This is a genomic window from Verrucosispora sp. TAA-831 (assembly GCF_050780145.1).
Taxonomy (GTDB): Bacteria; Actinomycetota; Actinomycetes; order Mycobacteriales; family Micromonosporaceae; genus Micromonospora.
This window is the reverse complement of the sequence record NZ_CP192240.1, coordinates 2,664,995-2,686,110: the sequence shown is the minus strand read 5'-3', so window position 1 is coordinate 2,686,110 and position 21,116 is coordinate 2,664,995. Positions and strand designations below refer to the sequence as shown.

General features: G+C 72.8%; 21 protein-coding genes. 7 read left to right on the top strand and 14 right to left on the bottom strand.

The window, feature by feature from the left end:
• Nucleotides 1-89 precede the first annotated feature (89 nt).
• The 4 genes from ACQVFL_RS12195 to ACQVFL_RS12180 all read right to left on the bottom strand — a co-directional run bounded on the left by ACQVFL_RS12195 (nt 90) and on the right by ACQVFL_RS12180 (nt 2,639).
• Entirely contained in the window at nt 90-701 is a 612-nt protein-coding gene (locus tag ACQVFL_RS12195) for a winged helix-turn-helix domain-containing protein (protein ID WP_431729385.1), read from the bottom strand.
• A 339-nt stretch (nt 702-1,040) separates the two neighbouring features.
• Nucleotides 1,041-1,571 (bottom strand): winged helix-turn-helix domain-containing protein, encoded by a 531-nt coding sequence (locus ACQVFL_RS12190; RefSeq protein WP_431729384.1) that lies wholly within the window; start codon nt 1,569-1,571, stop codon nt 1,041-1,043.
• Nucleotides 1,572-1,615: 44 nt separating this feature from the next.
• Complete coding sequence (locus tag ACQVFL_RS12185; protein WP_396694857.1) at nt 1,616-2,113, bottom strand: rhodanese-like domain-containing protein; 498 nt, start codon at nt 2,111-2,113, stop codon at nt 1,616-1,618.
• Between the two features lie 64 nt (nt 2,114-2,177).
• Nucleotides 2,178-2,639 (bottom strand): cysteine dioxygenase, encoded by a 462-nt coding sequence (locus ACQVFL_RS12180; RefSeq protein ID WP_396694859.1) that lies wholly within the window; start codon nt 2,637-2,639, stop codon nt 2,178-2,180.
• 142 nt (nt 2,640-2,781) lie between these two features.
• Here ACQVFL_RS12180 and ACQVFL_RS12175 point away from each other — a divergent pair, with 142 nt between their 5' ends.
• Entirely contained in the window at nt 2,782-3,177 is a 396-nt protein-coding gene (locus tag ACQVFL_RS12175; protein WP_396694861.1) for an ankyrin repeat domain-containing protein, read from the top strand.
• Nucleotides 3,178-3,187: 10 nt separating this feature from the next.
• Here ACQVFL_RS12175 and ACQVFL_RS12170 read toward each other — a convergent pair whose 3' ends face one another.
• The 4 genes from ACQVFL_RS12170 to secA2 all read right to left on the bottom strand — a co-directional run bounded on the left by ACQVFL_RS12170 (nt 3,188) and on the right by secA2 (nt 7,852).
• A complete protein-coding gene (locus ACQVFL_RS12170) occupies nt 3,188-3,955 on the bottom strand; it encodes a class I SAM-dependent methyltransferase (RefSeq protein WP_431729383.1) in 768 nt (255 codons plus the stop codon).
• A gap of 103 nt (nt 3,956-4,058) precedes the next feature.
• Nucleotides 4,059-4,562: a DUF2231 domain-containing protein gene (locus tag ACQVFL_RS12165; RefSeq protein WP_396694865.1), complete on the bottom strand. Its 504-nt coding sequence runs from the start codon at nt 4,560-4,562 to the stop codon at nt 4,059-4,061.
• A 71-nt stretch (nt 4,563-4,633) separates the two neighbouring features.
• Nucleotides 4,634-5,374, bottom strand: a complete 741-nt coding sequence (locus tag ACQVFL_RS12160) for an ANTAR domain-containing protein (protein ID WP_396694867.1) — start codon at nt 5,372-5,374, stop codon at nt 4,634-4,636.
• 183 nt (nt 5,375-5,557) lie between these two features.
• The gene (secA2, locus tag ACQVFL_RS12155; protein ID WP_396694869.1) at nt 5,558-7,852 is read right to left on the bottom strand and encodes an accessory Sec system translocase SecA2; all 2,295 of its coding nucleotides are present in this window, start codon (nt 7,850-7,852) and stop codon (nt 5,558-5,560) included.
• A gap of 347 nt (nt 7,853-8,199) precedes the next feature.
• On the opposite strand from secA2, the gene ACQVFL_RS12150 reads away from it, so the two are divergent.
• The 3 genes from ACQVFL_RS12150 (at nt 8,200) to ctaD (ending at nt 12,137) form a co-directional block, all read left to right on the top strand.
• Complete coding sequence (locus ACQVFL_RS12150) at nt 8,200-9,186, top strand: glucosyl-3-phosphoglycerate synthase (RefSeq protein ID WP_396695358.1); 987 nt, start codon at nt 8,200-8,202, stop codon at nt 9,184-9,186.
• A gap of 137 nt (nt 9,187-9,323) precedes the next feature.
• Complete coding sequence (locus ACQVFL_RS12145) at nt 9,324-10,049, top strand: ATP-binding protein (RefSeq protein WP_396694871.1); 726 nt, start codon at nt 9,324-9,326, stop codon at nt 10,047-10,049.
• A gap of 87 nt (nt 10,050-10,136) precedes the next feature.
• Complete coding sequence (gene ctaD / locus ACQVFL_RS12140) at nt 10,137-12,137, top strand: aa3-type cytochrome oxidase subunit I (protein ID WP_396694873.1); 2,001 nt, start codon at nt 10,137-10,139, stop codon at nt 12,135-12,137.
• A gap of 96 nt (nt 12,138-12,233) precedes the next feature.
• On the opposite strand, the gene ACQVFL_RS12135 is transcribed toward ctaD, so the two are convergent.
• From ACQVFL_RS12135 to ACQVFL_RS12120, 4 genes are all read right to left on the bottom strand, one after another.
• On the bottom strand, nt 12,234-13,097 hold the full coding sequence (locus ACQVFL_RS12135; RefSeq protein WP_396694875.1) for a SigB/SigF/SigG family RNA polymerase sigma factor: 864 nt from the start codon (nt 13,095-13,097) through the stop codon (nt 12,234-12,236).
• A 216-nt stretch (nt 13,098-13,313) separates the two neighbouring features.
• Entirely contained in the window at nt 13,314-14,735 is a 1,422-nt protein-coding gene (locus tag ACQVFL_RS12130; protein ID WP_431729819.1) for a hypothetical protein, read from the bottom strand.
• Between the two features lie 76 nt (nt 14,736-14,811).
• Nucleotides 14,812-15,894, bottom strand: coding sequence for a thiamine pyrophosphate-binding protein (locus ACQVFL_RS12125; RefSeq protein ID WP_431729382.1), 1,083 nt, complete (start codon nt 15,892-15,894; stop codon nt 14,812-14,814).
• On the bottom strand, nt 15,887-17,005 hold the full coding sequence (locus tag ACQVFL_RS12120) for a Vms1/Ankzf1 family peptidyl-tRNA hydrolase (protein WP_396694879.1): 1,119 nt from the start codon (nt 17,003-17,005) through the stop codon (nt 15,887-15,889). Before ACQVFL_RS12120 ends, ACQVFL_RS12125 begins: the two co-directional genes overlap by 8 nt.
• Before the next feature lie 148 nt (nt 17,006-17,153).
• Between ACQVFL_RS12120 and ACQVFL_RS12115 the strand changes: the two genes are divergently transcribed.
• Nucleotides 17,154-17,693, top strand: coding sequence for a hypothetical protein (locus ACQVFL_RS12115; protein ID WP_396694881.1), 540 nt, complete (start codon nt 17,154-17,156; stop codon nt 17,691-17,693).
• 3 nt (nt 17,694-17,696) lie between these two features.
• Here ACQVFL_RS12115 and ACQVFL_RS12110 read toward each other — a convergent pair whose 3' ends face one another.
• On the bottom strand, nt 17,697-18,044 hold the full coding sequence (locus tag ACQVFL_RS12110) for a DUF3817 domain-containing protein (RefSeq protein ID WP_396694883.1): 348 nt from the start codon (nt 18,042-18,044) through the stop codon (nt 17,697-17,699).
• A 101-nt stretch (nt 18,045-18,145) separates the two neighbouring features.
• On the opposite strand from ACQVFL_RS12110, the gene ACQVFL_RS12105 reads away from it, so the two are divergent.
• Together ACQVFL_RS12105 and ACQVFL_RS12100 are read left to right on the top strand one after the other, a co-directional pair.
• Nucleotides 18,146-19,624, top strand: coding sequence for a glutamate-cysteine ligase family protein (locus ACQVFL_RS12105; protein ID WP_396694885.1), 1,479 nt, complete (start codon nt 18,146-18,148; stop codon nt 19,622-19,624).
• A gap of 86 nt (nt 19,625-19,710) precedes the next feature.
• The gene (locus tag ACQVFL_RS12100; protein WP_431729381.1) at nt 19,711-20,745 is read left to right on the top strand and encodes a hypothetical protein; all 1,035 of its coding nucleotides are present in this window, start codon (nt 19,711-19,713) and stop codon (nt 20,743-20,745) included.
• 30 nt (nt 20,746-20,775) lie between these two features.
• Here the strand turns inward: ACQVFL_RS12100 and ACQVFL_RS12095 are convergent, their stop codons facing one another.
• Nucleotides 20,776-21,099 carry a hypothetical protein gene (locus ACQVFL_RS12095; protein ID WP_431729380.1) on the bottom strand — a complete coding sequence of 108 codons (324 nt, stop codon included), beginning with the start codon at nt 21,097-21,099 and terminating at the stop codon, nt 20,776-20,778.
• Nucleotides 21,100-21,116: the final 17 nt, after the last annotated feature.

Below are 21,116 nucleotides of genomic sequence, written 5' to 3'. Positions count from 1 at the left end.
CGGCCGAGCCGGGTCGGGGCACGATGGGCGCGTCGGGGTCTCGGCGGGAGGGCAGTCGAGGTCCAGGCAGGGACCGCGGTCCGGACGGGTCAGGCGGTGCGGTCGAGGGTGACGCGGGCGTCGTCGGCGAGCCGGTAGCCGACGCCGTAGACGGTAGTGACCAGGGGTACGTCGACGCCGACCTTGCCGCGTAGGCGGCGGACGTGCACGTCCACCGTGCGGACCCCCGCGTGTTCGTAGCCCCAGACCGCGTTGAGCAGTTGGAGCCGGGTGAACACCCGGCGGGGGTGCGCGACCAGGTGCAGCAACAGGTCGAATTCGAGCCGGGTCAACGGCAGCGGCTCGCCGTCGCGCAGCACCGAGCGGGACGAGGCGAGGATGTGCAGGTTCGGGATGGTCGGGGCGATCTGCCGCACGGGGGCGCGTCCGGTGGGGAGGCCCTCGGTACGCCGCTCCGGCACCACCGGCGGGCTGGCCACGATCGTGCCCTCGCCGCGTTCCAGCAGTTCCCGGGCCGCGTCGAGCAGCCGCCGGGCGGCCGGTGTCAAGGACTCCTCGCAGACCAGCGGGATCGACAGGGTGACGGTGAGGACGGGTGTGGTGGAGTTGGCCGGACGTCGCTGACCGCCGGGTGGGCGACCGGGAACCGCGGGTTGGGACGTATGCCATCCGGCGCGCGACGATGCGGGGCTGACCGACATGGTCCTCCTTGGCTGGTCCGGGTTTTCCCCACGGCCCCGGGACGCCGCCTTATCGATGCTTCCCGGCGCCCGTGCGAGGGTCAAGGGGCGACCGCGTTGCATGAATGTGACAATTGACCGACACATCGGAGCCGACCGCTCGCTCTGCGTACGAGGCCAGTTGATTACAGCAGAGTCGCAAACTTGACCTGATACGGGGGTCGCTGTCGGGTTTCGGGTTCCCCCGATGGTGTGACGCGCAGTCCACGCGACGGGCGAGGAGCATGCCAGCGTCACGCGTACGGGACAGAACGGTGCGGCGCGTCCCGTGACAGGACACGCCGCACCGATCGGTCGGACTCACCGCTGGACGCTCACCCGGGCGTCGTCGGCGAGGCGGTACCCCACTCCGTGGACGGTGGTCAGCAACGGCGTGTCGACGCCCAGCTTGGCCCGCAGCCGACGGACGTGCACGTCGACGGTGCGGGCCACCGCGTGGTCGTAGCCCCAGACCGAGTTGAGCAACTGGAGGCGGGTGAACACCCGACGCGGCCGTTCGGCGAGGAAGAGCAGCAGGTCGTACTCGATGCGGGTCAGCGGGACGTCCCGGTCGCCCAGACGCACCCGGCGCGGCCCGGTGAGGATCTGCACGGTCCGTGGGTCCTCGACGATGGTGGGCCGCTCGACGCCGCCGTCGCCCGACACCCGCCCCTCGCCCGACTCGGCGAGTTCACCCAGCAACTCCAGCAGGCGGTTCAGGCGGGGGCTCGCGGCGGCCGAGGCGAGGTCGACGGTGATGGTCAGGGTCGGCCCGGTGCGCTGCCGCAGCAGCCGGGCGCGGTTCGTACGGCCGGGCGGGGCTTGGCGCGGGCTGATCGCGACGACGGACATGGTGGCCTCCTGGGACTACCGCCACGCCGGGTGGGCGTGGGTGTTCAGTGGGACGCCCGGCCGGCGGTCGCCGGGGACGCGGGGATGGACGGTCTGGCGGGCGGGGTGGGACCGAGCACGGGCAGTCCGACGATCCGCCAGGCGGCGAACCCGCCGATCACGTCGGTCGCCCGGTGCAGGCCGATGTCCTGCAGCGCGGCGGCGGCCAGCGACGAGGTGTAACCCTCCTGGCAGATGACGACCACCGGCACGTCGTACCCGACGGCCTGGGGCAGCCGGGCGGCGCAGCGGGGGTCGAAACGCCACTCCAGCACGTTGCGCTCGACGATCAGCGAGCCCGGCACGGTGCCGTGCGCGGCGCGCTGGGCGGCCGGGCGGATGTCGACCAGCAGGGCACCGGTGCGGTGCGCCACGTGGGCCTGCTCGGGGTCGAGCCGGTCGAGGCGGGTGCGGGCGGCGGCCAGGATCTCGTCGATGCCCCGGGAGCCCGGGGGCGGCACCGACGCCGGACAGCGGGCGGCGACGGAACGGTTCTGCGACATCATCGGTTCCTTCCAAGGGGTACGCGGCCGGGCGCTCGGTCGGGTGGCGACGCGGCGTGGGAGATCACCATGCCACGCCGGCCTCGGCCACCTCGGCGACGAGCAGCCGGCCCTGCGCGAGGCGGTAACGGGTCATCCGGCGCAGCGCCGGGCGGTAGACGTGGACGCTGACCGCGGGTTCGGCGTGCCGGTTGGTCACCACGTGCACGTGCCGTGGCCCGAAGCGGCGGCCGGAGCCGGCGGCGAGCAGGTGCGGGCGCAGCCGCCCGCCGCTGACCGTCTCCTCGGTGAGGACGCCCGCGGCGACCAGGAAGGCACCGGAGGAGCCGCCGTGGTCGTGCAGGTCGGTGCCCTGCCCGGGCAACCAGCTCAGCGCCCACACCTCGTGGTGGTCGTCGGCGTCGAGCCGGGCGTACCACCGGGTCGTCGGGTCGAAGTGCAGCGGCACGGGCCAGTTCGCGGTGTCGGCGGCCCACCGCCGGGCGACGGCGAGCAGGTCCGGCTCGGTGACGGGCAGGGCAGACATGGGGCCTCGCAACGGTCAGCGGTGCGGATACCGGACCAGTCTAGACGGCAAACCCTATAGGTTTAGTAGGTAATCCTACATGCTGGGAAGCGAGTACCGACCGCGCCGAGCGGCGTCGTACCGCCACCACTAGCCTGTACCGGTGAGCGAGGAACTCGACGCCGAGACCCTGGAGTTCGCGCACCGGATGTTCGACCTGGCGCGCGACGGCGCGACCACCGAACTCGCCGGTTACGTCGACGCGGGGCTGCCGGTCAACCTGACCAACGAGCGGGGCGACAGCCTGCTGATCCTGGCGGCGTACCACGCCCACCCGGAGACCGTCGCCGCCCTGATCGACCGCGGCGCCGACCACTCGCGTACCAACGACCGGGGTCAGACCGCCCTGGCCGCGGCGGTCTTCCGCAAGAACGCCACGGCGGTCCGCGCGCTGCTCGACGCCGGGGCGGACCCGGACGGAGGCAACCCGTCCGCCGTCCAGACGGCGCAGTTCTTCGACCTGCCGGAGATGCTCACGCTGCTGCGCCCCACGACCTGAGACCGACGGGTCAGCCCGCCGGACGGGCCGCCTCGACGAGGAAGCGCCGGGCGTACGCGACGAACGGCCCCTCGGCCTCGATACGCGCGTGCAGTCGGGCCAGCGCCGGCCGGTGCGCCGCCACGGTGAAGCCGGGTACGGTCCAGACCACCTTGCGCAGGAACCAGACCACCGCGCCGATGTCGTGGAAGACCGTCCGCAGCGTCGCCTCGCGCAGATCCACCACGGTCAGACCGGCGGCACGGGCCTGCGCGACCGCCTGTTCCGGATGCCGGTACGCCGGTGGTGGCAACGGCCCCAGGACGGCCTCGCTGAGTTCGCGGACCGTGCCCGGCCCGATCTGCTGCGACAGGAACGTGCCGCCCGGCCGCAGCACCCGCGCCACCTCCGGCCAGTCGGTCCGCACCGGATGCCGACTGACCACCAGGTCGAAGCAGCCGTCGGCGAAGGGCAGCGGCGCGTCCGGGGACACCGCCACCACGGTCGCGCCGAGCGGGCGCAGATTCTCCCGGGCCACCGGCACGTTCGGCGGCCACGCCTCGGTCGCCACCAGCCGTCGGGGCGGGCGCGGCACCTCGGCGAGCACCTCTCCCCCGCCGGTGTCGATGTCCAGCGCCGCGTCGACCGTCGCCATCCGCGCCGCCACCAGGCGGGCGTACCCCCAGGGTGGACGTTCCTCGGTGGCCCGACCGGTCAGCCAGTCGAAGCCCCACCCGTCGACCGGGGCGGCCGTCCCCTCGGCGATCAGTTCCTCGAAGCGCGCTGCGGTTGTCGGCATCGGGCCAGCGTCCACGCGCGGCGATGACCCGGCAACCGGATTGCGTGAAAGGAAGGGTCCCCTGCTATCGCCTGGCGTATAGCAGGGGACCCTTCCTTTCATCTCAGTACGGGCGGGGACGGACCACCTCGACGGTGGGGGCGTCCACGCCGCGCAGGGCGTCGAAGCCGGGTGCCGTGGCACCGGCCGACTCGAAGTGGCGCATCAGCCGCGAGCCGAGGTACACCCCGACGCCACCGATCGCCAGCGCGACCACCTCGACCACCAGCAGCGCGGGGGCCGCGCCCCGGTTCGGCGCATCGGCCCGCACCAGGCAGGAGAGCAGGAACAGCCCGGCCATACCGGCGTTGACCAGGTTGAAGGTGATCGCGGTACGGCGGACCCGGTCCGGCGGCACGTCCCACAGGTCGACCATCCCGGCGATCGCGGTCAACGCCGCCGCCACCAGCGCGGCCACCGCCGTCCAGTAGCCGACCTCGCCGAGGAAGACCGGGCCACCGGCCACGTCGGCGAGGTCGAAGATCGTCGCGCAGACGAAGAGCCCGTACGGGAACGTCACCAGCATCGGTTGGATGGGGTGCCCCTGCACCCGCAGCCGGCTCTGCATCGATTCCCCCCTGGGTCGGATCAGCCGTCAGTCCAGGGTGCTACCCGGACGCCGGCCGGGCGAAACGACGCTCAGTTGTCGCGAGGGCGGGAGACCGTGCTGACCAGCCGCTCAGCGACCTCCCGCAACGGGATGGACAGCGACGAGGCGGCGCTGCGCAGCACCTCGAGGGCGTCCTCGGCCGGGCAGCCGCGCTGCGTCATGATCACTCCCACGGCGTGACCGATCACACCCTCGGCGAGCAGCGTGGCGTCCTGCTCACCGACCAGCGCGGCTCGCCGTTCCCGCTCGCGTACGGCGGCCAGCAGCAGACCGGCGTGCTCGGCGAGCAGCATCGCGGTCAACTGGTGGCCGGTGGAGAGCACATCGGACTCCCCCGCGTACAGGTTGACCGCCCCGATCACCTGCTCGTCGATGTCGACCGGTGCGGAGATCACGCCGTGCACTCCGAGTTCCCGGGCACGGGGGGTCCAGTCCGCCCACCGAGACTCGGCGTCGAGGTTCTCGGCACCGACCATCTCCCGGCGGCGGATCGCCTCCATCGCCGGGGTGTCCGGACCGAAGCTCAGGTCGTCCAGCCCGGCGAGCGAAGCGTCGGAGGCGGCCACCCCGGCGGGCTCGCCGGCACGCAGCGCGGTGAAGCCGCACCACCGTACCCCGGCCAGGGCGTCGCGGGTGATGCGTACCAGCGCGGTGAGCGCGGCGTCGAAGTCCTCCACCGCGATCAGTCCGGCGGTGAGTTCCCGCAGTAGGGCTGCCGTCTCCAGCACGCCGAGGCTCTCGGCCAGCGGAGGGCTGGTCTCCAGGTTCACCGGCAGCCCGCCCCGGTACCCGCGGCCAGCGTCGTCACCTGAATCCTCCTCGGTCTGCGCCTCGACCCGACGGCGGCTCCGGTAGCACGGACCCGCCCTACTACCCAGCGATACATGGGTCGAAACGGCGCAAACCGGGGCCCCTCCCAGGGTACGACGACCACCGGGAGGGGCGTGGCCGGGTCAGCGGGAACCGGCTCCGGACAGACGACGGCCGACCGAGGCGATCAGTCGGTCCAGCTCGGAGCCGAACGGGTTGTCGTGCACCAGGTAGGTCCAGGTGGCACTGGGCCGCGACAGCTCGGACTCGTCCGGCTCCCAGTCCTCGTCGAACTCGGTCTCCTCGAAGGTGGCCAGCGTGCGGGCCTCGATCTCGGGCACCAGGTTGGTGAAGGCGGGCACGGCGGCCCGGTGGAACTCGTCCAGCGGGTCGAGCCGACCCAGGGCGCGCAGGTGCACACCTTCGCGTACCTCGGAAAGCTCGGCCAGGTGCGCGGCCCAGAGCCGGTCCAGGTGATAGAGCGCGATCGACCGGGCGGCCCGGGCGAGCAGGTCCTCGTCCATCTCGCCGGCCTTGTCGGGCATCTTGTCCAACAGCATCAGCGCCGCGACGTCGCTGGTCAGCAGCCGTTCCCGGCGCTCGGCGAGCGCCTTGCGCTGCTGCTCGATGACCACGCTGTAGCGCCAGGTGTTGCGGTGGATCTCGTGGTTGACGCCCTCCGCGACCCGCTGCGCGTGCTCCACGGCGTAGTCCACCTGCGCGTCGGTGACCAGGCCGTCCGCGTTCATCCGGGGCGAGGCCGGCACGGTGTCGCCGGCGTGCCGGACCACCAGGTCGTCCTCCAGGCTGACGAAGAAGACCGACCCGCCCGGGTCGCCCTGCCGCCCGGCCCGGCCACGGAGCTGGTCGTCGACCCGGCGGCTGTCGTGCCGGCCGCTGCCGATCACGTAGAGGCCACCCAGCTCGGCGACCTGGTCCCGGTCGGCCTGGTCGCTGCCGCCGAGGCGGATGTCGACGCCCCGGCCCGCCATCTGGGTGGAGACGGTCACCGTGCCGTGGGCGCCGGCCTCGGCGATGATCGCCGCCTCCTCGTCGTCGTTCTTGGCGTTGAGCACCACGCAGGGCACACCGGCCGCGTGCAGACCGGCGGCGAGCTGCTCGGACTCCTTGACGTCGAGCGTGCCGACCAGCACCGGGCGCCCGTCGGCGTGGCAGCGCCGGATCTCGTCGATCAGCGCCTCCTCCTTCTCGGCCCGGGTGGCGTAGATGCGGTCCGGCTCGTCCACCCGCACGCACGGGGTGTTCGGCGGGATCACCGCGACCTCCAGGCCGAAGAACTCCCGGAGCTGGTCGCCGACCAGCACCGCGGTCGCGGTCATGCCGCACACCTTCGGGTAGAGGCCGATGTACGCCTGCACGGCGATGGTGCCCAGCACCTCGCCCTCGGCCGTGGCGTCCAACCCCTCCTTGGCCTCGACCGCGGCCTGGAGCCCGTCGGGCCAGCGCCGCCGCTGGGCGACCCGCCCGCGCATCTCGTCGATCAACTCGACCGTGCCGTCCCGGACGATGTAGTCCACGTCCCGGTGCAGCAGGGCGTGCGCGTGCAGCGCCACGTTCACCGCGGAGAGCTGCTCGACGTTCTCCTCGTCGTACAGGTCGATGCCGAGCTTCGCCTCGACGGCGGCCAGGCCGGCGGAGGTGAAGGCGGCGCTGCGGCCGTCCTCGGCGACGGTGTAGTGCTTGCCCTTGCGCAGGCCGCGCACCAGCCCGGCGGCGGTGTGCACCGGGTCCTGCTCGCCCGGCACCGAACCGGCGAGCACCATCGGCACCCGGGCCTCGTCGATCAGGATCGAGTCCGCCTCGTCGACGATGGCGGTGCGCAGCGGCGGCTGGACCCGGTCGGCGATGTCGGTGACGAGCTGGTCGCGCAAGAAGTCGAAGCCCGCCTCGCTGACCGAGACGTAGGTCACGTCGCAGGCGTACGCGGCCCGGCGCTCGATCGGGGTGGACGCCTCGTTGACCCAGCCGACGGTGAGCCCGAGCAGCGTGTAGACCGGCTCCATCCACTGGGCGTCGCGACGGGCCAGGTAGTCGTTGACGGTGAGCACGTGCACCGGGCCGTTGCCGAGCCGGACGTGCCCGTACGCGGCGATCGCGGCGGTCAGCGTCTTGCCCTCACCGGTGGCCATCTCGGCGACCTTGCCGGAGAGCAGCGACATCGCGCCGAGGAGCTGGACGTCGTACGGCCGTTGGTCGAGACCTCGGCGGGCGGCCTCGCGGCCGAGCGCACAGATCTCCTCGTAGCTCGACGCGGCGTCGGCGGCCTCGGTGAGTTCGGCGTCGTCGAACGCCGAGACCTTCTCCTCGCGGGCCTCGATGGCCGGCAGCAGCTTCTCCAGCGGGGCCAGATCGACCGTGGTCCCCGGGCGCTGGAGGAACCGGCGGAACCTGGTCTTCAACCGTTGCGACACACCCATGAGCCGCAACGGTACGCGACCGGAGGCCGGTTGTGACGGCCCGACCGGCGTGCCGTCGCGCGAACCGACCCCCTCGCCCGCTCCCCCGACCCTTCGGCGACGATGACTGCGCAGGTCAGCGAGGACTCGGGCGGCATCGGGTCCCGAACGGGTTCCGCGTCGGGTACGTGCCCGGAGCGCCCGCAATCAAACGTTCATCCGGCGGGAACGTGGCCGGCGCACGGTGGTGATCAAGCTGGGGGATGGATCCGATTAGCGTGCGGGGTGCTGGGAAATCCGACTCCCGGTCTTCCCGCGACGATCAGGGGGTGCCTGTGCGGAACACTGAATCTCTGGTCTCGCCCGTGGTGGAGGCCTGGGCCACGTATCGGACGACCTCGGCGGCCGACTGGCCGACGCGGCGGCTGCTGCGGGCCAAGGGCGACAGCCGGGTCAGCGTGGTGCTGCCGGCGCGCAACGAGGAGGCCACCGTCGGGGCGATCGTGTCGACCATCCGCGAGCACCTGATGGACCGGGTGCCGCTGGTCGACGAGCTGATCGTGGTCGACTCGCGGTCCACCGACCGGACCGCCGAGGTGGCGCGGGCGGCTGGCGCCGAGGTCGTCGGCCAGGACGCGATGACCCAGGGGCTGCCCCGGCTGACCGGCAAGGGCGACGCGCTCTGGGCCGGTCTGGCCGCGGCGGAGGGTGACGTGGTGGCGTTCGTCGACGCCGACCTGCGGGAGTTCCGCCCGCACTTCGTCACCGGGCTGATCGGCCCGCTGCTCACCGACCCCTCGGTCGACTTCGTCAAGGGCTTCTACCACCGGCCTCTGATCAACACCAGCGGGGTGGAGGCCGACGGCGGCGGCCGGGTGACCGAGCTGATGGCCCGTCCGATGCTCAACCTCTTCTGGCCGGAGCTGGCCGGTTTCGTGCAGCCGCTGGCCGGTGAGTACGCCGGGCGTCGTGAGGTGCTGGCCCGGGTGCCCTTCGTCTCCGGCTACGGCGTGGAGACCGCGATGCTGATCGACCTGCTGGAACTCGTCGGGCTGGACGCGTTGGCGCAGGTCGACCTGGGCGAGCGCAAGCACCGGCACCAGGACACCGCCGCGCTGGGCCGGATGTCCGCGCAGATCATGCTCACCGCCTGGTCGCGGTTGCAGCGCCGGGGCTGGGCCAGCCCGGACGTGCTGCCCACCGCGCTGCTCACCCAGTTCCGGCGGGGCGGCTCCGACGCGCTGCCGAACCTGGACCGGGAGATCGTGGTCAGCGACGTGTCGGTCCAGGAGCGTCCGCCGCTGGCGGAGCTTCGACACCGGGTGCCGAGGCGGCGGGTGGTCGCCGCCTCGTAGCGCCGCTCGCCGCGGTAGCGCTCCCACGTCCCCGGTGGTACACGGGGACGGGTCGGCGCTGCCCGGCGCGGTTTCGTCGGGCCATCGGCCGGGTAGTTGGCAGGCCTTGCGGCGGGCGAGACAAGTCGAGGGCGGAGATGGCGAGTCGGATCATCTGTGAGGTAGACGACGGAGCAGCGGTCACCGTCGTCCGGCTCGCCGGCACTCTCGACCTGACCACCACGCGGATGGCCTACGGGGTGCTGGACCGCTGTCTGTCCGACCAGCCGGACGCGCTGGTGGTGGATCTGTCCGGGCTGCGGGTGGAGGACCCGTTGGCGGTGTCGGTCTTCGCCGCCGCCGCCCGTCGGGCCGCCGGTTGGCCGGTGGTGCCGATGGTGCTCTGCGCGCCGGGCGCGACGGCGACCACGCTGACCGACTCGACGGTCTGCCGGGTGGTGCCGATGCGGCGCTCCTGTGACGAGGCGACCCGGGTGGCCGGCGCGTCGGCCGTACCCCGGCTGCGGGTGCGTCTGGAGCCGGTGGCGGCGGCCTGCCGACGGGCCCGGGAGCTGGTCGTCGACGCCTGCGGGCGGTGGAACCTGCCGGAGGCGGTCGGCCCGGCCTCGGTGGTGCTCAGCGAGCTGGTCGGCAACGTGGTCCGGCACGCCGGTACTCCGATGCAGGTGACCGTGACGCTGCGGCGGCCGTGGCTGCACCTGGCGGTGGTCGACGGGAGCAGCGCGCCGGCCCAGCCGGGCCGGTCCGGGCACCGCGACGAGGGCGGCCGGGGCCTGCTGCTGGTGCGCGAGCTGACCGAGCGCTGGGGCAGCGCGCCGGCCGGCGACGGAAAGGCCGTTTGGGCCACGCTGCCGGCTAATTGACCGAAATTACCCCTCTCGCCTGGTTACATGGTCGACGGGGCGGGTAGCCACGCCCGTCCTTTTGCGTCGTCAGCGGGGTGAGAGCGCATGCCCAAGCGGGTAACCACCGAACCCGGACAGGACCGAGGGCCGGCCATCCTGGCACCGGCCCGGTTCGGCGGCTATCCGGGCCCGCTGCGCAAGCCGTTGCCGGGCGCGAAGCTGGTCAGGTTCCTGGCCACCACCGACCACAAGCAGATCGGGCTGCTCTATCTGCTCACCTCGTTCGGCTTCTTCGTGCTGGCTGGGATCGAGGCGATGCTGATCCGCGCCGAGCTGGCCCGCCCGGGTCTGCAGTTCCTCTCGCCGGAGCAGTACAACCAGTTGTTCACCTCGCACGGCGCGGTGATGTTGCTGCTGTTCGCCACGCCCGCCGCGTTCGGGTTCGGCAACTACATCGTGCCGATCCAGATCGGCGCGCCGGACGTGTCGTTCCCCCGGCTCAACGCGCTGGCGTACTGGCTGTACCTGTTCGGCGGGCTGATGGTGATCGGCGGCTTCCTCACCCCGCAGGGCTCGGCCGACTTCGGGTGGACCGCGTACACGCCGTTGAGCACCGTGGAGCACTCCCCCGGCGTCGGCGCGAACATGTGGGTGGTCGGACTGGTGGTGTCGGGTCTGGGCACCATCCTCGGCGCGGTCAACCTGATCACCACGATCCTGACGCTGCGCGCGCCCGGCATGACCATGTTCCGGCTGCCGATCTTCACCTGGAACATGCTGTTCACCAGCGTGCTGGTGATCCTGGTCTTCCCGCTGCTCGCCGCCGCGCTGCTGGCGTTGACCGCCGACCGGCTGCTCGACGCGCAGGTGTTCAACCCGGACACCGGCGGGCCGATGTTGTGGCAGCACCTGTTCTGGTTCTTCGGGCACCCCGAGGTCTACATCATCGCGCTGCCGTTCTTCGGCATCATCACCGAGGTCATCCCGGTCTTCTCCCGTAAGCCGATCTTCGGTTACACCGGCCTGGTGCTGGCCACCATCGCGATCACCGTGCTGTCGATGACGGTGTGGGCGCACCACATGTTCGCCACCGGCCAGGTGCTGCTGCCGTTCTTCAGCATCCTCAGTTATCTGATCGCGGTGCCGACCGGGGTGAAGTTCTTCAACTGGATCGGCACGATGTGGAAGGGACAGCTCACCTTCGAGACGCCGATGCTCTTCTCCATCGGTTTCCTGGTGACCTTCCTGCTCGGCGGCCTCACCGGCGTCCTGTTGGCGAGCCCGCCGGCCGACTTCCACACCCACGACACCTACTTCGTGGTGGCGCACTTCCACTACGTGGTCTTCGGCACGGTGGTCTTCGCGCTCTTCGCCGGCTTCTACTTCTGGTGGCCCAAGATGACCGGGCGGCTGCTCGACGAGCGGCTCGGCAAGATCCATTTCTGGACCATGTTCGTCGGCTTCCACGGCACCTTCCTGGTGCACCACTGGCTGGGCAACGAGGGCATGCCCCGCCGGTACGCCGACTATCTGCCCACCGACGGCTTCACCACGCTCAACACCATCTCCAGCGTCTTCTCGTTCGTGCTGGGCGCGTCCACGTTGTTCTTCATCTGGAACGCCTGGAAGTCCTGGCGGTTCGGCGCCCAGGTGACGGTGGACGACCCGTGGGGTTTCGGCAACTCCCTGGAGTGGGCCACCACCTGCCCGCCGCCGCTGCGCAACTTCGACCGGATGCCGCGGATCCGCTCCGAGCGTCCGGCCTTCGACGCCAAGTACGGCGAACTCGTCTCCGACCTGGGTCGCGACCTTCCGCAGCGGACGGTCAAGCCGCCGCAGGACTTCCGCGACGAACTGCACCGCGAGACGCATCCGCCCGAGTCGCCGGCCGCCGGGGGCGCGCACGGCGCGCCGGAGGCCGAGGCGTACCAGCCCGCGCCGCAGTCCGGGGCCCGGCCGGTGCAGGTGCCGACGCCGGAGGAGGTACGCCGGCCCAGCTTCGCCGACACCGACGAGCCGGAGGACGACCCGCTGGGCGCGGAGCGTCGGGAGCAGAACGACCGCTGGCGGCATCCGCGCGGACGCGGCGACGGCACCGAGAACTGAGTCGGCTCGCACGTGTGACCGGTCCGGGGGACGCGCGGGGCAAAGCGTTAGGAGGGGTCCCCTGCTAGGCACGAGGCGTGAGCAGGGGACCCCTCCTTACCGAACCGTCGTCCGCGCCGTCTTCGTGGTCGCCTCGGACTCGGCCGGACCGTTCTGCCACGGCGGCGGCGCGTCGGCGAGCATCGCCTGACGCAGCCAGGTCAGCGCCCGGGACAGCAGTCGGGACACGTGCATCTGGGAGATGCCGAAGCGGGCGGCGATCTCGGCCTGGGTCTGGTTGCCGTAGAAGCGCATCGCCAGGATCCGTCGTTCCCGCCAGGGCAGCCGGTGCAGCAGCCCGCTGACCGTCACCCGGTCGTCGACCGACTCCAGCGCGATGTCCGACTCGCCGACCAGGTCACCGAACTCGGCCGAGCTCTCCCCGCCGACCGGCGCGTTCAGCGAGGCCGGGCTGTAGCCGGCCGCCGACTCCAGCGCGGCGAGGATCTCCTCCTCCGGCGTCTCCAGTCGCTTGGACAGCTCCGCGACCGTGGGCGCCCGGGACAGTTCGCTGGTCAGGGCCGCCGTCGCCTGCCCGACCTCCAGGATCAGGTCGCGCAGCCGTCGGGGCACGTGCACACCCCAGGTGCGATCCCGGAAATGCCGCTTGATCTCGCCCACGATGGTGATCGCGGCGTACGCGGTGAAGGAGCCGCGTTCCGGGTCGTACCGGTCGACGGCGTTGACGAGTCCCAGACGGGCCACCTGCTCCAGGTCCTCCAGCGGTTCCCCGCGTCCCCGGTAGCGGCGGGCCAGCCGACCCGCGAACGGCAACGCGAAGCGGACCAGGTCGTCCCGTGCCTCCTGGCGTCGCTCGGGCGGCAGTCCCTCGATCCGGGCCGCGTACGCGAGCGCCGCGGCGTCGAGATCCTCCAGCCCCCGGTCCGTCGGTGGTGGTGTGGTGGTGGTCTGTCCGAACATCCGCGCCTCCCTCAGGAAGGACCCCGCCCGGATTGGTGGACACCGGGCACGCGCGTGGACACGCACGGGCCGAAGAGTGGTTTGGTGATTGGGATGCCAGCGGGCGACGCCACGCCGCGGCACGGTGATCAGCCTGTCGCAGCCGGCGGTGTTCCCGCTCCGTAGGTACTCAATCACGGCGGCGCGGGTTCGCGAGGATGTTTCGTCAGCCCCGCCTCAACAGATGAGCAGGCCGTGGGCGGTGCCGCCGGCGCGCAGCGCGGCCAGCGCGTCGGGCACCGTCAGCGGCGGCGGGGCGGGCAGGTCGTACGGCTGGGCGCGGAGCACCTCGGTGGCCCGGCGGGTGGGCACGGAGGTGACCGGGTACCCGCGGGCGGTGGCCCGGTCCAGGGCCCGACGTCGACGGCCGAACCCGGCGACGGCCAACCACTGCGGCAGCCCGGCCAGCGCCGGTGAGCGCACCCCGGGCGGCTCGGGGAGTACGTCCACCGAGGCGAACGGCTCACTGCCGGCCAGCCACCACTCGGCCTGCTCGACGCTGCGTCGGGTCGCGTTCTCGCACCAGTACGGCACCATCCCCGCCCGCACCACCTGCCACGGGTCGAGCAGTCGACCGCATTCCACCACCAACCGGTCACCGGTCTTGCCGGCGGCGCGCAGCCAGCGACGGTACAGGTCGGCGACGGCGGCGCTGAGCACTTCCGGCCCCGGGAACAGCAGCCGGTGCACCGGATGCCCGGCGTGGGCGGTCCACTGCCGGACGGCGCGGTCCAGACCGGGCTCCACGCCGTGCTCGGCGACGGCCGGCGGAGCGGAGATCTCCGGCGGCTCCCAGTTCACGCCGTCTCCCCCGGCGGAGCGCAGCACCTGCCGCAGCGCGTGGCTGTCCGGGTGGAAGTCGACCGGTTCCAGCCCGCTGGCCGGGCAGCCGACCTGGAAGCTGTGCCCGTCGGCGGCGTCGTGCACCGGCCAGGTCCGTGCGTCGCTGAGCACCAGCACCGGAGCGCCCGGCGTCAACCGGTCGGTCAGGAACCGGCGGTACGCCGCCGGCAGCGTCCGCCACCGGGCGGTCAACGCGACCGTCACACCGGCCAGCGAGCCCCGGCTGGCCGGGCAGTGCACCTGACGGACGTGCAGGTCGGGGTTACCGGCCAGCAGCCGCCCGGCGAGGGCGGCGCCGTGGTCCAGGGCGGCGCGGGGGCGGTCCACCGCGCCGCGCGGCCAGTGCGCGGTCATCTCGAAGCCGGCGGGCAGCCACGGTATCCGCAGCGCGGTCGCCAGGTGGGCGGCGGCACCGTGCGGCGAGCCCAGCAGCACGCCGGGATACCGGCCGCGCGGGTACTGGTCGACGAACCACCCGGCCACCCGGGCGGCGTCGACCTCGGCGGCCTGCCCGGCGGTCAGGGCCACTCGACCGGCGGTGCGGGCGGCGGCGGCCCGGCGGATCGGGTCCGGGGTGCCGGCGAACCGGGACACCGGGCCGACGTGTCCGATGTCGGCGCAGTCGGTACCGCGGAGCGCGCGGGCGATGGCGGCGACCAGGATCCGGGCGGTGCTACCCACCGCGACCACCCGGTCGCCGGTCAGCCCCGCACCCGCTGCCGTGAGTCCCGGGCGCGATCCTCGCGCCGGCCCCACCGTGCCCCGTTCGCTCACGCGGCCCGGCTTCCCGCCCGGATGCGGCTTAAACAGGGCATCCCTTCCCCGAGCGGGATCAATCAGGTGATCTTCCACCGTCCACCCCGACGGTGCGCAACACCCCGGCGAGGCCCACGCCGACCGGACCGACCACCAGTTCCAGCAGGCAGGGCCGGTCCGCGCCGAACGCCTCCGCCGAGGCCGCGCCGACCAGTTCCGGCCGGTCGACACGAACACCCCGCAGACCCAGCAGGCGGGCCCAGCCGGCGTACGGGACGTCGTCGGCGGGCGGACGGGGCGACTGCGCGTACCGGGGGTGCCCGGAGCGGGTGTTCAACACCAGCAGCACCAGGCGCGGATCCGGCCACGCCGTCCGGTGCCGGGCCACGGCGACCAGTTCGGCCAGCCCGGAGGCGCGCATCCCCTCGTCGGCGACGACGGCGAGCACCGGGCGGTCCGGGGCGGCCAGCTTGGCGGCCAGCGCGTACGGCAGGGCGGCGCCGGGCGCACCGTCCGTGCGCAGCAGCTCGACCCCGACCGGTACGCGCAGGTGGCGGGCGTACCCGGCGACGGTGCCGCCGCCGTCCACGGTCACCGCGCCGCCCGGCGGCAGCCGGGTGACCAGTTCGTCGAGAACCTGCCCCGGATCGACGGCCCGACCCTCGTCCCACGGCAGGCGGACGGACGCGTCGGCGGGCAGCACCAGGCAGACCGGGCCGCCGCCGCGCAACGCGCTGCCCAACGCCTCGTCCACCAGTTCCGGCACCCGGGCCGGGTCGGCGGCGTACCGGACGTCCCGACACATCCCGGCGAAACGGGGGCCGTCGTCGCGGTGCCCGTCGAGCTGCTGCTCGCCGAGCACCGCCAGCACCGGCAGGCCGGCCCGGCGGGCGGCGTCCAGACCGCCGAGCAGGCCCAGCGCGTCCGGCCCGCCGTCGGAGAGGCAGACGCCGACCCCACCGGCGAACCGGGCGTGGCCGGCGGCCATCGACGCGGCGCTCTCGGCGTGCCGGACCGGGACGAACTCCGGGTCGTCGCCGGCCGCCTGCAACGCCTCGACCAGTGGCGCGGTCGCCCGGCCCGGCGCGCCGTAGACCCGCGCGACCCGCCAGGCCAGCAACCGCGCGACGACCGCGTCCGCGACGGACTGGTCAGCCACCGCCCCGTCCCGGGGTGACCGGGTCGACGTAACGCAGCACCGCGCCGACGCCCTCCACCAGCTCCGGAGCCTCGTCCGGGCCCAGCACGGTCAACTCGGCGTCGGTGCCGACCAGGGCCCGCACCAGTGCCGCGTCGGCGCGTACCCGGGCCGGATCGGCCACGGTGGGGAGTTGACCCGGGTCGGTGGCGATGTCGGTGGCCGCCGGGCCGATCCAGAGCTGCCCGTCGGCGGACGGGTCGTCCACCAGCAGCATCGTGTCCACCTGGTTGCGTTGCAGCGCGGCGACCACGGCGTCGAGTCCGGCGCCGACGTCCTCCTGCGTGCCGAAGCGGTCCAGCGCGGCGGTGACCCGCTGGTCGGCCACCTCGGCGATGGTCTGCACGGTCAGGTCGTCCAGCATGCTCTGGTCGGCCCCCTCGGCCCGGGACCCGGCGTCGGTGCGGACCACCATGTCCTGCCAGCGCGCCGGCATCTGGGCGGCGATCATGCCGGTGGCCCGGATGTCGCCGGCCACCACGACCACCTCGGCGCCGACCCGTTCGGCCAGCTCCACGGTGGCGGCGGTGACGTCGCCCGCGTTGTGGTGCCACGCCTCCATGGCGGCGCGCTGGTAGCGCGACTGGGACCAGCCGCCGGGCTTGACCCGGCGCAACGGGAAACTCTCCCGACCGGTGACGTGCGCCCGTCGGGGCACCCCACCGGCGCTGACCGACATCGCGTCGGCGCCGGTCCGGTCGGCCAGCACCCGCACCCACGCGACCTGCTCACCCCGCTGGGCGAGCAACGGCATCACGTGCGGCAGCGGCGCGTACGCGGCCAGGTCCCGCCGGGGCGGCGCGGAGAGGTACTCGGAGAGCACCACCCGCCCCTGGGCGCCGAAGACGGCGAGCCCGTAGTCCCCGGGCAGCGGGTCGTGTCCGCGTACCACCCGGTCGATGGCGGCGATGGTCGGTTCGTCGGCGCCCTGCTCGGCGAGCTGCTGTTGCAGCCCGCGCCAACGCAGGTCGAGTGCGGCGTGGGCGTCCTCGGTGTCCATCGAGGCGTCCAGGTAGACCGAGCACCACGGACCCGGGCGCTGGTAGAGCGGGCGCAGGAAGGACAGCTGCATGCTCGACCCCTTTCCGGCTCGACCCCGCGCTTACCCGCACCACCCGCGTTGTCACCTGCCGGCCACCGCGTGACCGATTTTCATTCACGTCGTTCAACCCCGAGGATCGATACGATCTGTAGGCGAAAGCGGACTCTGGGTGGTGGACATGGACACGACGTCGTACTCCCGACGCAGCCTGCATCCGACCGGTCGGATCCTCACCGCGCAGATCGTGCGGCTGATGGACGGCTACCCCCGGGAGGTACGCGTGGGGCAGCCGGTGCTGGTGGTGGTGGTCGCCGCCGCCGGTCTGATCGGCCTGCTGGCCAAGCTGGTCCGGGCCGCGCTCAGCGCCGGTTCGGGCACCGGCCGGCGCAGCTTCAAGGAGCTGAAGAAGGGGCCGGAGTACCTGGTCACCCCGGTCCGCCTGCGCGACTCGAACGGCAAACTGTACGAGGTGGAGCTGCACGGGCACCTGCCGCAGAGCGCGCTGCACCCGGCCGACCACGTCCAGCTCACCCTGCGCGACCAGGGCGACCCGGACCTGGCGCCGAAGATCGAACGGATCGTCAACCTGACCACCGGTCAACTGCTGCGACCGCGCACCGCCACCATGTGGTCGCACCTCGGCCCGCCGCTGCTGCTCCAGGCCACACTGGGGCTGCTGCTCCTGGCCGGGCTGGCCGCCTGCACCGCGCTGACCTGAGCGTCAGCCGACCGGGGCGGGCTCCCGCTGCGGCGCGGGAGTGGTGTCGAGCATGCCGCGTCGGCGGGCCCAGCGCTCGAAGACGAGGGTGGCGAACGGCGGCACCGCGCAGGCCAGCGCCACCACGGTGGCCGTCAGGCTCCACCGGTGCACCCGGGCCACGGCCAGCACGAGCAGCCCGTACACCACGAAGAGCGCGCCGTGGATCGGGCCGAACACCTTGACCCCCAGCTCGTTGTCGGGCGGGCCGTATTTCGCCGCCATCCCGGCCAGCAGGCCGGCCCAGGAGATCGCCTCCGCGATCGCCGCCACCACGAACAGCCGGGTCACCTTCTCTCGCACGTCAGCCATGGTATGCGGCACCGGAACCGGAGACCGCACGCGGTCGGGCCCTCCGCCCGGATGCATGGACGCGTCACGTCGGGGGTACCAGGGGTGACAGGGTGGTGACCATGGGCGAGGAAGTCGGCGCACAGACCTTCAGCCGCCAGGATCGGGCTCGCTACCGGGACAAGGTCCGGCGCTGTCTCGACGTCTTCGCCGAGATGCTCCGGGAGTCCCGGTTCGACGTCGACCGGCCGATGACCGGCCTGGAGATCGAGCTGAACCTGGTCGACGACGACTGGCTGCCCACCATGCGCAACGCCGACGTGTTGCGGGCGGTGGCCGACCCGAGTTTCCAGACCGAACTCGGGCAGTTCAACGTCGAGATCAACGTCGCGCCCCGGCGGCTGGCCGGCACCGGCCTACACGAGTTCGAGCAGAGCGTACGGGCCAGCCTGAACGCCGCCGACCAGCGGGCCCGGACGGTCGGCGCGCACCTGGTGATGATCGGCATCCTGCCGACCGTGCGCCCCGAGCACCTGACCGCCGAGACGTTGTCGAACAATCCCCGCTACGCGCTGCTCAACGAGCAGATCTTCGCCGCCCGGGGCGAAGACCTGCGGATCACGGTCAACGGGGTGGAGCGGCTGTCGGTGACCGCCGACACCATCACCCCGGAGGCGGCCTGCACCAGCACCCAGTTCCACCTCCAGGTCTCCCCGGCGCAGTTCGCCGACTACTGGAACGCCGCCCAGGCCGTCGCCGGGATCCAGGTGGCGCTCGGCGCGAACTCGCCGCTGTTCTTCGGCCGGGAACTGTGGCGCGAGACCCGCATCCCGCTGTTCCAGCAGGCCACCGACACCCGCCCCGAGGAGATCAAGACGCAGGGCGTACGGCCCCGGGTGTGGTTCGGGGAACGCTGGATCACCTCGGTCTTCGACCTGTTCGAGGAGAACGTCCGCTACTTCCCGGCGCTGCTGCCTGTCTGCGACGACGAGGACCCGTCGGAGACGCTGGCCGCCGGGGGCGTACCGAACCTGGCCGAGCTGCGGCTGCACAACGGCACCGTCTACCGCTGGAACCGGCCCGTCTACGACGTGCTGCGGGGCCGGCCGCACCTGCGCGTGGAGAACCGGGTGCTGCCGGCCGGGCCGACCGTGCTGGACACCGTCGCCAACGGCGCGTTCTACTTCGGACTCGTCCGGGCGCTGGCCGAGGCGGACCGGCCACTGTGGTCGCAGATGTCGTTCAGCGCCGCCGAGGAGAACTTCAACACCTGCGCCCGGCACGGCATCGACGCGCACGTCTTCTGGCCCGGCCTGGGCTACCTGCCGGTCACCGAGCTGGTGCTGCGCCGCCTGCTGCCGCTGGCCCAGCAGGGACTGGACCGGTGGGGCGTGGACCCGGACGAGCGGGACCGCCTGCTCGGCATCATCGAGCAGCGCTGTCTCACCGGGCGCAACGGCGCGAGCTGGCAGGTGGCCACGTTGCACCGGCTGGAGTCGACCGACCAGCTCGACCGCCCGGAGGCGCTGCGCGAGGTGGTGCGGCACTACGTGGAGCTGATGCACAGCAACCGTCCGGTCCACGAGTGGCCGATCCCCTGACGACCTCCCGACACAGAGAGTGATCGAACGGAGACGGGCATTACCGTGGGTGCGACGTCCTTCCGCCGGGTCGAGAGGATCCGCCGATGCCTCCGTCACACCGTCACTCCGTCACCCGTCTCGCCGTACCATTCCTCGCGCTCGCCCTCGTCGGCGGTGCCGTCCATCCGCTGCCCGCCACCGCCGCACCGCGCACCGCCACCACCGGCGAGCTGCGCACCAGCGTGCGCGACGCCGCCACCGGCGCCGACGCGCGCGGGTGCCTGCACCTGGTCCCGGTCGACCGCGACCCGCTCACCGTCGTCGCCATCGGCGAGGAACAGGTCGGGCGGCTCGCCGGCTGCACCGGCACCGAGGGCGGCACGGTGGTCGCCACCGACGTTCCACCCGGCCGGTACCGCCTGCTGGCCCGTCCCTACGAACCCCACCACGGACTGCAGTGGGTCGGCGCACACGGCGGCACGGGACAGCGGGAGCGGGCGGCGGTCGTCACGGTGCGTGCCGGCCGGACCGTGACCGCACCCACGGTCCGCTTCGACCCGCCGGGCGCCGTGACCGGCCGGCTGACCAGGACGGACGGTACGCCGGTGGCCTCTTCCGGGTACGTCTCGACGATGCCGGACGTCCCGGACCCCAAGTACGGCGGCCGGGGTGCCGTCACCGACGACGACGGCCGCTACACGCTGACCGGCCTCGGGCCGTACCACTGGCCGTTGTACTTCAGCGCAACCCGTATGGCGAGCCAGTGGTCCGGCGGCACCGCCGACTGGCGCGAGGCCCGCACGGTCCGGGTCCGCGCCGGTCGAACCGCCAGCCTCGACCAGACGCTCAGTCCCGGCACCGTGGTCAGCGGCACCATCACCGCCCCGGACATCTCCTACTACGCCCAGGTGATCGCCTTCCACTCCCGCACCGGTGACGTCGTGGGCGTGGCGGACGCGGCCTCCGAGTACACGCTGCGGCTACTGCCGGGGCAGTCGGTGGTGCTGCGCTGCGACTGCGCGTACACGCCGAGCCGCTGGTATCCGAACGCCGGGCAGATCGGCGGCGCCCAGCCCCTGCGGGTACGCGGCAGCCCGTTGACCGCACACTTCGACTTCACCCGTGTCGCCGTGCCGTGAGCGGGCGCTGCCGGTGCCCCGGCGAACGGATCAGCCGCCCGCCTGCCACACCTTCCACAGGCCGTAGAGGGCCGAGACGCCGAGCGCCACCGCGCCCAGCAGGACCGCCTGGCGGCGCTGCGCGCTCGGACGGACCTGGGCGAGGACGGTGGCCGCATAGAGCACCGCCACGATGATCGTCCAGGCCCACGCGGTGGAGATCCGTTCGTCGACCCGGCAACCGGCCGGCGCGGGGTGGATCGCCGGGCACACGTCGACGCGTGGCACGGCCAGATACCAGAAGCCGGCCCAGGCGAGGATCGCGACGGCGCTCGCCACGGCGACCGTCAGCCAGGGTCGGAACGCTGCGGACACGGCCACCTCCTTCGGGA

Bases quoted from the DNA above. Each gene is read 5' to 3' on its own strand.
- ACQVFL_RS12195 (WP_431729385.1), bottom strand. From the start codon at position 701: ATGTCGGTCAGCCCCGCATCGTCGCGCGCCGGATGGCATACGTCCCAA.
- ACQVFL_RS12190 (WP_431729384.1), bottom strand. From the start codon at position 1,571: ATGTCCGTCGTCGCGATCAGCCCGCGCCAAGCCCCGCCCGGCCGTACG.
- ACQVFL_RS12185 (WP_396694857.1), bottom strand. From the start codon at position 2,113: ATGTCGCAGAACCGTTCCGTCGCCGCCCGCTGTCCGGCGTCGGTGCCG.
- ACQVFL_RS12180 (WP_396694859.1), bottom strand. From the start codon at position 2,639: ATGTCTGCCCTGCCCGTCACCGAGCCGGACCTGCTCGCCGTCGCCCGG.
- ACQVFL_RS12170 (WP_431729383.1), bottom strand. From the start codon at position 3,955: ATGCCGACAACCGCAGCGCGCTTCGAGGAACTGATCGCCGAGGGGACG.
- ACQVFL_RS12165 (WP_396694865.1), bottom strand. From the start codon at position 4,562: ATGCAGAGCCGGCTGCGGGTGCAGGGGCACCCCATCCAACCGATGCTG.
- secA2 (WP_396694869.1), bottom strand. From the start codon at position 7,852: ATGGGTGTGTCGCAACGGTTGAAGACCAGGTTCCGCCGGTTCCTCCAG.
- ACQVFL_RS12145 (WP_396694871.1), top strand. From the start codon at position 9,324: ATGGCGAGTCGGATCATCTGTGAGGTAGACGACGGAGCAGCGGTCACC.
- ctaD (WP_396694873.1), top strand. From the start codon at position 10,137: ATGCCCAAGCGGGTAACCACCGAACCCGGACAGGACCGAGGGCCGGCC.
- ACQVFL_RS12135 (WP_396694875.1), bottom strand. From the start codon at position 13,097: ATGTTCGGACAGACCACCACCACACCACCACCGACGGACCGGGGGCTG.
- ACQVFL_RS12120 (WP_396694879.1), bottom strand. From the start codon at position 17,005: ATGCAGCTGTCCTTCCTGCGCCCGCTCTACCAGCGCCCGGGTCCGTGG.
- ACQVFL_RS12115 (WP_396694881.1), top strand. From the start codon at position 17,154: ATGGACACGACGTCGTACTCCCGACGCAGCCTGCATCCGACCGGTCGG.
- ACQVFL_RS12110 (WP_396694883.1), bottom strand. From the start codon at position 18,044: ATGGCTGACGTGCGAGAGAAGGTGACCCGGCTGTTCGTGGTGGCGGCG.
- ACQVFL_RS12105 (WP_396694885.1), top strand. From the start codon at position 18,146: ATGGGCGAGGAAGTCGGCGCACAGACCTTCAGCCGCCAGGATCGGGCT.
- ACQVFL_RS12100 (WP_431729381.1), top strand. From the start codon at position 19,711: ATGCCTCCGTCACACCGTCACTCCGTCACCCGTCTCGCCGTACCATTC.